This is a genomic window from Variovorax sp. CCNWLW225 (assembly GCF_037204045.1).
In the GTDB taxonomy this organism is placed as follows: Bacteria; Pseudomonadota; Gammaproteobacteria; order Burkholderiales; family Burkholderiaceae_C; genus Variovorax.
The window spans coordinates 43,544-53,524 of sequence record NZ_JBBCBV010000027.1 but is presented as its reverse complement, the minus strand read 5'-3'; the positions used below and the strand labels follow the sequence as shown (position 1 = coordinate 53,524).

Sequence of the window (9,981 nt, the reverse complement as noted above, 5' to 3'; positions counted from 1 at the left end):
CGGGTGCTCCGCGCAGCGAAATAAAGGAGGAGGGCGAAGCCCGGGGGACATTCGCGGAGGGGAGTACCCGGTGGCCTGTGCACGCGCCCTGAACAACAGCACCAAAAACAGCACCAAAAACAGCGCCAAGAACAACAGCGTGGATGGAGCGCTGACATGAAGCGCGACCTCCCCTCCCTCGCGCTCTATGCGCAAGTCAAGGATCACATCTCCCGCAAGATCCAGGACGGCACCTGGCCCGCCGGCCACCGCCTGCCCTCCGAAAGCGAACTGGTTGCCCAGTTCGGCATCTCGCGAATGACCGTGAACCGCGCGTTGCGCGAGTTGATGGAACAGGGCCGCATCGTGCGCATGGCCGGTGTCGGCAGCTTTGTGGCCGAGAACAAGCCCCAGTCCACGCTGCTGCAGATTGCCAACATCGCCAGCGAAATCCGCCAGCGGGGCCACGACTACCGCTGCGAAATGCTGGCCGTGGAACGCATTGCCGCCTCACCCGACGTGGCGGCCTGGCTCGACATGCGCGCGGGCACCTCGGTGTTCCACAGCGTGTGCCTGCACCTGGAGAACGACACCCCGGTGCAGCTCGAGGAACGGTACGTCAATCCGCAGGTCGTGCCCGACTTTCTCGAGCAGGACTTTGCCGCCGTTGCGCCCAGCGAATACCTGGTGCGCAACGTGCCCTTCGACCAGATCGAGCATGTCGTCGATGCCGTGCTGCCCACCGCCGAGCAGGCCGGCCGGCTGGCGATGGAACCCACCGACCCCTGCCTGCTGCTCACGCGCCGCACCTGGACGCGCAACACGCCAGTCACCTGGGTGCGCTGCCTGCACCCCGCCTCGCGCTACAGCCTGGGCAGCCGTTTCAAAGCCGACGGCAACCCCTCGTTCGGCTGATTTTTTTGTCGCGGAAACCGCAGGTCTTCTCTTGCAACCACTTGTATAGACAGGTTCATATGCCAACAAACAATCACACTCCCGCCACCCTGACTCTCACGCCCGGCAAGGTGGACCTCGCCATGCTGCGCCGCATCCAGGCCGGCGGCGTGCGGCTGGCGCTCGATCCGTCGGTGCAGGACGGCATGGCGCGCGCCGAAGCGGCGGTGCGCCACATCGTCGAGAACGACCAGGTGGTCTACGGCATCAACACCGGCTTCGGCAAGCTCGCGAGCACGCGCATCGGCAACGACCACTTGGCCGAGCTGCAGCGCAACCTCGTGCTTTCGCACAGCGTGGGCACCGGCGAGCCGCTGGCCGCGCCTGTCGTGCGCATGGTGCTGGCCACCAAGGCCGTGAGCCTGGCGCGCGGGCACTCGGGTGTGCGGCCCGCGCTGGTCGACGCCTTGCTGGCGCTGTTCAATGCGGGCGTGATGCCGCGCATTCCATGCAAGGGCTCGGTCGGCGCCTCGGGTGATCTTGCGCCGCTCGCGCACATGGCCTGCGTGCTGATCGGCGAGGGCGAGGCGACCACTGCGGACGGTGCCGTGGTCAGCGGTGCCGAGGCCATGCGCCTCGTCGGCCTCGAGCCCTTCGTGCTCGGCCCCAAGGAAGGCCTGGCGCTGCTCAACGGCACGCAGGTGTCGACCGCGCTCGCGTTGGCCGGCCTGTTCGGTGCCGAAGACGTGTTCGCCTCGGCGTTGATGTCGGGCGCGCTCTCGCTCGAAGCCATCCAGGGTTCGATCAAACCGTTCGATGCGCGCATTCACGCCGCACGCGGCCAGCCGGGGCAAATTGCCGTCGCGGCCGCGGTGCGCACGCTGCTCGAAGGCAGCGAGATCGTGCCGTCGCACGCGGCGTGCGGCCGCGTGCAAGACCCGTATTCGGTGCGATGCATTCCGCAGGTCATGGGTGCCTGCCTCGACAACCTCGCGCATGCCGCGCGCGTGCTGGTGATCGAGGCCAATGCCGCATCGGACAACCCGCTGGTCTTTACCGATACCGGCGAAGTGATCTCGGGCGGCAACTTCCACGCCGAGCCGGTGGCCTTTGCGGCCGACATCATTGCGCTGGCCGTGAGCGAGGTCGGCGCCATTTCCGAGCGGCGCCTCGCGCTCTTGCTCGACACTGGAATTTCGGGCCTGCCGCCGTTCCTGGTGCGCGACGGCGGCCTGAACTCCGGCTTCATGATCGCGCAGGTCACGGCGGCCGCGCTGGCTTCGGAGAACAAGTCGCTCGCGCATCCCGCCAGCGTCGACAGCCTGCCCACTTCGGCCAACCAGGAAGATCATGTGTCCATGGCCACGTTCGCGGCGCGCCGCCTGGGCGACATGGTCAACAACACGGCGGTGGTCGTCGGCATTGAAGCCATAGCGGCGGCGCAAGGCATTGAACTGAACCGAAACCTGAAGAGCTCGCCGCTGGTCGAAGCCGAGTTCGCCAACATCCGCCAGAAGGTCGCGTTTCTTGAAGCCGACCGCTATCTCGCGCCCGATATCGAAGCCATGCGCCAGTGGGCGCTCAAGGCCGAGTTGCCCGCCGCGCTTTTGAACATCCTGCCCAGCCACGCCTGAACACCGATCAAGGAGAACCTCCCATGAACGCACCCGAAAAGCTCCCGATGCAAAACACCGACCCGCGCCATGACCCCACGCGCGTGATCCGCGCGCCGCGCGGCAGCGAACTGAACTGCAAGAGCTGGCTCACCGAAGCCCCGTTCCGCATGCTGCAGAACAACCTCGACGCCGAGGTGGCCGAGCGCCCGCAAGATCTCGTGGTGTACGGCGGCATCGGCCGCGCCGCGCGCAACTGGGCTTGCTATGACCAGATCCTCGCTTCGCTGAAGGAACTGAACGACGACGAGACGCTGCTCATTCAATCGGGCAAGCCGGTCGGCGTGTTCAAGACGCACGAGAACGCGCCGCGCGTGCTGCTCGCCAATTCGAACCTGGTGCCCAAGTGGGCCAACTGGGAGCACTTCAACGAGCTCGATCGCCAGGGCCTCTTCATGTACGGCCAGATGACCGCGGGCAGCTGGATCTACATCGGCAGCCAGGGCATCGTGCAGGGCACCTTCGAAACCTTTGTCGAAGCCGGCCGCCAGCACTACAACAACAGCCTCGCGGGCAAGTGGATCCTCACGGCCGGCCTCGGCGGCATGGGCGGTGCGCAGCCGCTCGCGGCCACGCTGGCGGGCGCGGTGTCGCTCAACATCGAGTGCCAGCAGACCAGCATCGACTTTCGCCTGCGCACGCGCTACGTCGACAAGCAGGCGCGCGACATCGACCATGCGCTCGAGCTCATCAAGCAGCATTGCGATGCGAAGGAAGCCGTGTCGATCGCACTGCTCGGCAACGCGGCCGACGTGTTGCCCGAGCTGGTCAAGCGCGCGAAGGCCGGCGGCATCAAGCCCGACCTTGTGACCGACCAGACCTCGGCGCACGACCTCATCAACGGCTACCTGCCGTCGGGCTGGACCGTGCCGCAATGGCAGGCCGCGATGAAGGACGCCTCGCAGCATGACGCGCTCAAGAAAGCCGCTGCGAAGTCGTGCGCCGTGCACGTGCAGGCCATGCTCGACTTCCAGGCCATGGGCATTCCCACGGTCGACTACGGCAACAACATCCGCCAGGTCGCTTTCGACGAAGGCGTGAAGAATGCGTTCGACTTTCCGGGCTTCGTGCCGGCCTACATCCGCCCGCTGTTCTGCGAAGGCAAGGGACCGTTCCGCTGGGTGGCGCTGTCGGGCGACCCCGAAGACATCTACAAGACCGACGCCAAGATCAAGGAGCTGTTCCCCGAGAACACCCACACGCATCGCTGGCTCGACATGGCGCGCGAGCGCATCGCGTTCCAGGGCCTGCCGGCGCGCATCTGCTGGCTGGGCCTGGGCGAGCGCCACATCGCCGGCCTGGCCTTCAACGAGATGGTGAAGAACGGCGAACTCAAGGCGCCCATCGTCATCGGCCGCGACCACCTGGACACCGGCTCCGTGGCCAGCCCCAACCGCGAGACCGAGGCAATGAAGGACGGCACCGATGCCGTGAGCGACTGGCCGCTGCTCAACGCACTGCTCAACACAGCGGGCGGCGCCACCTGGGTCAGCCTGCATCACGGCGGCGGCGTGGGCATGGGCTATTCGCAGCACTCGGGCGTGGTCATCGTGTGCGACGGCACCGATGCAGCCGCCAAGCGCATCGAGCGCGTGCTGTGGAACGACCCGGCCACCGGCGTCATGCGCCATGCCGATGCGGGCTACGACATTGCCGTGGCCACGGCAAAGAAGCAGGGCCTCAAGTTACCGATGGTGCGCTGACCCGGAGCGAAGCAGTAAGACGAAGGTAAAAAGAAAAAACGCGCCGATTCCCACTCAGTGGGAATGAAGGCTTGGACGTGGGAACGGCCAACAAGATACTGCACGCCGCACCCACTTTTCGACCTCTCGCCGCCGCTCCCGATGACGCCGCCCGAAGCTTCCGCCCACAACGACCGAGCCCTGCTGGTGCTGTCGGTGCTGGCGCAAAGCAAGGCGGCCATGTCGGCAGCTGAGCTGATGCAGGCCACCGGCCTTTCGCAGAGCACGCTGTACCGGCAGATCGCAACGCTGCGGCGCTGGGGCTTCGTCATGGAGGCCGACGGGCGCTACTCGCCCGGGCCCGTGAGCGTGCAGCTTGCAACCGGCTTCGACGGCAACTCCGACCTCGTGATGGCGGCGCGCGCCGACATGCGCGCGCTCGCACAGCAGAGCCGCGAAAGCGTGGCGCTGGTCACGGCCGTGAACGATCGCGTGGTGTGCCTCGAGATGATCGACAGCGAACAGTCGCTGCGCTGTTCGTTCGACCGGGGCCGCAGCGTGCCGGCCCGTGACGGCGCCAGTGCCAAGTGCCTGCTGGCCCACTTGCCGACCGACCAGCGCGATGCATTGCTCGACGCATTCGGCGAAAGCGCCGAGCGCCGCGCACAGCGCGCCGCAGAGCTCGACGCGATTCGCGAAGCCGGCCATGCCGTGACGCATGGCGAGGTCGACGCCGGCGTGTGGGGCGCGAGCGCACCGGTGCTCGCATCGGGCCGTCGCCTGCGCGGCGCGATCACGCTCATGGCCCCGCTCACGCGTGTCGAAGGCATGGAAGCTGCATTGCTGCACATGACCGTCGTCACGGCGGCGCGCATTTCACGCGCGCTGCAGTAGCCAGCCATTGCGCACGGTTTCTTTTCTTTTTCAACCCACGGAAGCTTTCACATGAACACCCGCCGCACCCTCATTGCCGCCGCACTCTCCAGCCTTGCCTTCTTCGGCTTTGCCGCCACCGCGCAAGCGCAGGGCGAGCCGCTGCGCGTGGCCACCGATGCCACCTTTCCGCCGATGGAGTTCGTCGAGAACGGCAAGCGCACGGGTTTCGACGTGGAGCTGGTCGAAGCGATCGGCAAGACGCTGGGCCGCAAGATCGAGTGGATCGACATCGACTTCAAGGGCCTGGTGCCGGGACTCATCTCCAAGCGCTTCGACATGGCCGTCTCGGCCATCTACATCACCGACGAGCGCAAGAAGGTCGTCGACTTCACCGTGCCCTACTACGCGGGCGGCCTGGTCGTGATGGTGAAGGACGGGAACACGGCCATCAAGATGCCGGCCGACATCAACGGCAAGAAGGTCAGCGTGCAGGTGGGCACCAAGTCGGTCTCCTACACCAAGGAAAAGTATCCGCAGGTGCAGCTGATGGAAGTCGAGAAGAACCAGGAAATGTTCAACCTGGTGGACATCGGCCGCGCCGATGCGGCTGTGACCGGCAAGCCCGCCGCTTACCAGTACGTGCGCACGCGCGGCGGCCTGAAGGTGCTGCCCGAGCAGATCACCACCGAGGAATATGGCATGGCCATCCGCAAGGACACGCCCGAGCTCACCAAGGCAGTGAACGGCGCCATCGAGAAGCTCAAGGCCGACGGCACCTATGCGCAAATCGTCGCGAAGTGGTTCAACGCCAGCGCCAAGTAATCCGGCCGGCTCATGGATCTCGATTTCTCGCCGGTCTGGCAAGGCTGGCCCGACCTGCTGCGCGGCGCGCTCGTCACGGTGGAAATTACCGCCTGCGCGCTCGCCCTCGGCTGCATGCTGGGTCTCGTGGTCGGCATCGGGCGGCTCAACCCCAAGCGGCGCTGGCTCTACGGCCTATGCACTGCCTATGTGGCGGCGATTCGCGGCACGCCGCTGCTGGTGCAGCTGTTCATCTTGTTCTTCGGCCTGCCGCACTTCGGCATCTTGCTGCCGGCCTTCCTGTGCGGCGTGCTGGGGCTGGGCGTGTATTCGGGCGCGTATGTGTCGGAGATCGTGCGCGGCGCCATCCAGTCGATCGACAAGGGCCAGACCCTCGCGGCCCAGTCGCTGGGCATGACACCCGCCACGGCGATGCGCGAGATCGTGCTGCCGCAGGCGGTGGTGCGCATGATCCCGCCGCTGGGCAACGAGTTCATTGCGCTCATCAAGAACTCGGCGCTGGTGTCGCTGCTCACCATTCACGACGTGATGCATGAGGGGCAGAAGATCATCAGCGTGTCGTACCGCTCGCTCGAGGTGTACCTTGCCATCGCGCTCGTGTACTTCGTGCTCACGGGCACGATGACGCTGGTTCTCAGGCACTTCGAGCAGAAGCTGCGGCAGGGCGGGCTGATGCGATGAACCTGCATTTCGTCTTTCTCCCTCCCCTGTCGGGGGAGGGTTGGGGTGGGGGCACGACGGCCTCGACCCGCGCTCGGCGCTCGCCGGGCACTGCCCCCATCCCGGCCTTCCCCCGGAAGGGGAAGGAGCAAGAGGACCGGCCATGAAACGCGTGCAGCGCTTCTCCCGCGCATCGCTCCCGGCCAAGCCATGGAAGAACGGCGGCGGCACCACGCAGGAAATCATCAGCTGGCCCGAGGGCGCGGGGCTCGACGACTTCAGCTGGCGCGCGAGCATCGCCACCATTGCGGCGCCGGGGCCTTTCTCGGTGTTCGAAGGCGTCGACCGCAGCATCATGCTGCTCGAAGGCGATGGCGTGCGGCTCTTCACACCCGACGGACGAACGGACCACCGGCTCGACGCGCCGCACCGGCCCTTCACTTTCAGCGGCGACGAGGCGATCGATTGCGCGCTGCTCGGCGGCGCATCGAACGACTTCAACATCATGGCGCGGCGCGGCCGGTGGCGCGCCGAAGTGCAGGTGCTTGCCGAGCCCTCGGTGGTGGAGCCCGCGCCGCACGGCGTGCTGCTTGCGCTGCGCGGCACATGGCGCCTGAACGGCGAGGCGCGCGCCGAGGGCGAGGGCGTGTACTGGGCCGAAGACGCGCAGGCGTGGCAAGCCGTGCCGGAGGACGAAGGCGCGCGGTTGGCGGCGGTTCGCATCGTGCCGGCGTAAGCTCTGGAATACCGAAAGAGACCCATGACATCCGCAATCTCGTACCCCTCGGCCGATGGCCTCTGGACTGGCCTTCGCCTCGCGCCCGATGCGGCGCCGGGCACCGCACCCGAAGCGGCTGCCGATGCCGCCATTGCGGTGGCAGGGGGCATGGTCCGCTGGATAGGCGCACGCCAGGCGCTGCCCGCCGAATTTGCCGGCGTTGCACCGCACGACGGCGGCGGCGCGCTCGTCACGCCGGGGCTGGTCGATTGCCATACCCACCTGGTCTACGGCGGCCAGCGCGCCAACGAGTTCGCGATGCGGCTTGCAGGCGCGAGCTACGAAGAGGTGGCCAAGGCGGGCGGCGGCATCGTCTCGTCGGTGCGCGCCACGCGCGAAGCCGATGAAGACACGCTCTTCGCGCAGGCCGCGCAGCGGCTCGAGCAATTGCTGGCCGACGGCGTCTGCGCCATCGAGATCAAGTCGGGGTACGGCCTTTCGCTCGAGCATGAGCGCAAGCAGCTGGGCGTGGCGCGGCGCCTTGGCGAGGTTTACGGCGTGACCGTGCGCACCACCTTTCTCGGCGCGCATGCGCTGCCGCCCGAATACGCAGGCCGCAGCGGCGACTACATCGACCTCGTCTGCAGCCAGATGCTGCCCGCGCTTGCCGCCGAAGGGCTGGTCGATGCGGTGGACGTGTTCTGCGAACGCATCGCGTTTTCGCTGGCTGAAACCGAGCAGGTCTTCAAGGCCGCGCAAGCGCTGGGCCTGCCCGTCAAGCTGCATGCCGAGCAGCTTTCCGACATGGGCGGCGCGGCGCTGGCCGCGCGCTACGGCGCGCTCTCGTGCGACCACATCGAGCACCTGTCGGCCGAAGGCATCGAGGCCATGCGCCGGTCAGGCACCGTGGCCGTGCTGCTGCCCGGCGCCTACTACACGCTGCGCGACACGCACCTGCCGCCCATCGAGGCGCTGCGCGCCGCCGGCGTGCCGATGGCCGTGTCGACGGACCACAACCCCGGCACATCGCCGGCGCTGAGCCTGCTGTTGATGATGAACATGGCGTGCACGCTGTTCCGCCTGACCGTGCCCGAGGCGCTGGCCGGCGTTACGGTGCACGCGGCGCGCGCGCTGGGCCTGCAGGACACGCACGGCGCCATCGCCGCAGGCATGCCTGCCAACTTCGTGCTGTGGAATGTGCGCGAAGCGGCCGAGTTGGCCTACTGGTTCGGCCAGCGCCCGGTGCGCACCGTCGTGCGGCAAGGCCGCATTGCCGTGGGAGCGGCCGCATGACGCGCACACTGTTCGCGGCCGATGCATTGCTGCCCGGCGGATGGGCCAGCAACGTTCTCTTGTCGTGGAACGATGCCGGCCAGCTCACGCAGGTGCAGTCCGCTGCCCGGCCTCCCGCCGGCGCGCAGGCGGCGAGCGGCCCCGTGATCCCCGGCATGCCCAACCTGCATTCGCATGCCTTCCAGCGCGCCTTCGCAGGGCTCACCGAACACCGCGCCGAGCAGCACGACAGCTTCTGGAGCTGGCGCACGCTGATGTACCGCTTTGCCGCCCGCCTTGGTCCGCAGCACATGGAAGCCATTGCCACCTGGCTCTATGCCGAGATGCTCGAAGCCGGCTACACCAGCGTGTGCGAGTTTCAATACGTGCACCACGATGCCGACGGCCGCCCCTATGCAGACGACGCAACGCTCAGCCTCGCACTGCTGCGCGCCGCGCAAAAGGTGGGCATCGGCTTCACGCTGCTGCCCGTGCTCTACCAGACCAGCGGCTTCGGCGGCCTGCCGCCCAACGAAGGGCAGCGCCGCTTCATCCGCTCGACCGACTCGATGCTGCGCCTGCTCGATGCGCTCAAGCCCGTGTGCGACGCACAGGGCGCTCGGCTGGGCCTTGCGCCGCACTCGCTGCGCGCCGTGCCGCCTGGTGCCCTGCGCGAAGCCGTGGCGGGCCTCGAAGCCATCGACCCCGCCGCCCCGATCCACATCCACATTGCCGAGCAGACCAAGGAAGTCGACGATTGCATGGCCTGGAGCGGCCAGCGCCCGGTGGCCTGGCTGCTCGACCATGCACCGGTCGATGCGCGCTGGTGCCTCGTGCATGCCACGCACATGGACATGGCCGAATACGAGCGCGGCGCAAAGAGCGGCGCGGTGGCCGGCCTGTGTCCCACCACCGAAGCCAACCTCGGCGATGGCATCTTCGACTTTTCGGCATGGCGCCACCATGGCGGCGCCTGGGGCGTGGGCTCCGACAGCCATGCCACCGTGAACGCGGCCGAAGAGCTGCTGATGCTCGAATACAGCCAGCGCCTGGGCAAAGGGCAGCGCAACGTCGGCGCCAGTGCCGCGCAGCCGCACGTGGCCACCGCGCTCACGCTCGAAGCGGTGCGCGGCGGCGCGCAGGCCTCGGGCCGGCCCATCGGCGGGCTGGCGGTGGGGCAGCAAGCCGACTTCGTCGTGCTCGATGCCGCGCAGCTCGCGCTGCAGGGCTTGCCAGCGCCCGACATGCTGTCGTCGCACGTCTTTGCCAGCCACCGCACGTCGGCCATCGATGCCGTGTGGGTGGCAGGCCGGCCGCGCGTGCAGGCGGGCCGCCATGCACTGCACAACGAGGCCGCCGCCGCATTCGTCGCAGCGCGCGGCCAGCTTCTTCTGGAAAATTGAGC

The 9,981-nt window shown here is 67.6% G+C and carries 9 protein-coding genes; all 9 read left to right on the top strand.

The window, feature by feature from the left end:
* Positions 1-156: 156 nt before the first annotated feature.
* The 9 genes from hutC (at position 157) to V9L20_RS25675 (ending at position 9,979) form a co-directional block, all read left to right on the top strand.
* The gene (gene hutC / locus V9L20_RS25715) at positions 157-894 is read left to right on the top strand and encodes a histidine utilization repressor (protein ID WP_281149069.1); all 738 of its coding nucleotides are present in this window, start codon (positions 157-159) and stop codon (positions 892-894) included.
* Between the two features lie 59 nt (positions 895-953).
* A complete protein-coding gene (gene hutH / locus V9L20_RS25710; protein WP_337298711.1) occupies positions 954-2,507 on the top strand; it encodes a histidine ammonia-lyase in 1,554 nt (517 codons plus the stop codon).
* 23 nt (positions 2,508-2,530) lie between these two features.
* The gene (gene hutU / locus V9L20_RS25705) at positions 2,531-4,249 is read left to right on the top strand and encodes a urocanate hydratase (protein ID WP_337298710.1); all 1,719 of its coding nucleotides are present in this window, start codon (positions 2,531-2,533) and stop codon (positions 4,247-4,249) included.
* Between the two features lie 141 nt (positions 4,250-4,390).
* Entirely contained in the window at positions 4,391-5,122 is a 732-nt protein-coding gene (locus tag V9L20_RS25700) for an IclR family transcriptional regulator (RefSeq protein WP_337298709.1), read from the top strand.
* A gap of 51 nt (positions 5,123-5,173) precedes the next feature.
* Positions 5,174-5,926 carry a transporter substrate-binding domain-containing protein gene (locus tag V9L20_RS25695; RefSeq protein WP_258503311.1) on the top strand — a complete coding sequence of 251 codons (753 nt, stop codon included), beginning with the start codon at positions 5,174-5,176 and terminating at the stop codon, positions 5,924-5,926.
* Positions 5,927-5,938: 12 nt separating this feature from the next.
* The gene (locus V9L20_RS25690) at positions 5,939-6,607 is read left to right on the top strand and encodes an amino acid ABC transporter permease (RefSeq protein WP_337298708.1); all 669 of its coding nucleotides are present in this window, start codon (positions 5,939-5,941) and stop codon (positions 6,605-6,607) included.
* Between the two features lie 142 nt (positions 6,608-6,749).
* Positions 6,750-7,322, top strand: coding sequence for a HutD/Ves family protein (locus V9L20_RS25685; RefSeq protein WP_258503315.1), 573 nt, complete (start codon positions 6,750-6,752; stop codon positions 7,320-7,322).
* Positions 7,323-7,346: 24 nt separating this feature from the next.
* Positions 7,347-8,597, top strand: coding sequence for an imidazolonepropionase (gene hutI, locus V9L20_RS25680; protein ID WP_337298707.1), 1,251 nt, complete (start codon positions 7,347-7,349; stop codon positions 8,595-8,597).
* A complete protein-coding gene (locus V9L20_RS25675; protein WP_337298706.1) occupies positions 8,594-9,979 on the top strand; it encodes a formimidoylglutamate deiminase in 1,386 nt (461 codons plus the stop codon). Before hutI ends, V9L20_RS25675 begins: the two co-directional genes overlap by 4 nt.
* The last annotated feature ends 2 nt before the right edge of the window (positions 9,980-9,981 follow it).

Coding starts and splice junctions, on each gene's coding strand:
- hutC (WP_281149069.1), top strand. CDS start 157: ATGAAGCGCGACCTCCCCTCCCTCGCGCTCTATGCGCAAGTCAAGGAT.
- V9L20_RS25685 (WP_258503315.1), top strand. CDS start 6,750: ATGAAACGCGTGCAGCGCTTCTCCCGCGCATCGCTCCCGGCCAAGCCA.
- hutU (WP_337298710.1), top strand. CDS start 2,531: ATGAACGCACCCGAAAAGCTCCCGATGCAAAACACCGACCCGCGCCAT.
- V9L20_RS25675 (WP_337298706.1), top strand. CDS start 8,594: ATGACGCGCACACTGTTCGCGGCCGATGCATTGCTGCCCGGCGGATGG.
- hutH (WP_337298711.1), top strand. CDS start 954: ATGCCAACAAACAATCACACTCCCGCCACCCTGACTCTCACGCCCGGC.
- V9L20_RS25695 (WP_258503311.1), top strand. CDS start 5,174: ATGAACACCCGCCGCACCCTCATTGCCGCCGCACTCTCCAGCCTTGCC.
- V9L20_RS25700 (WP_337298709.1), top strand. CDS start 4,391: ATGACGCCGCCCGAAGCTTCCGCCCACAACGACCGAGCCCTGCTGGTG.
- hutI (WP_337298707.1), top strand. CDS start 7,347: ATGACATCCGCAATCTCGTACCCCTCGGCCGATGGCCTCTGGACTGGC.
- V9L20_RS25690 (WP_337298708.1), top strand. CDS start 5,939: ATGGATCTCGATTTCTCGCCGGTCTGGCAAGGCTGGCCCGACCTGCTG.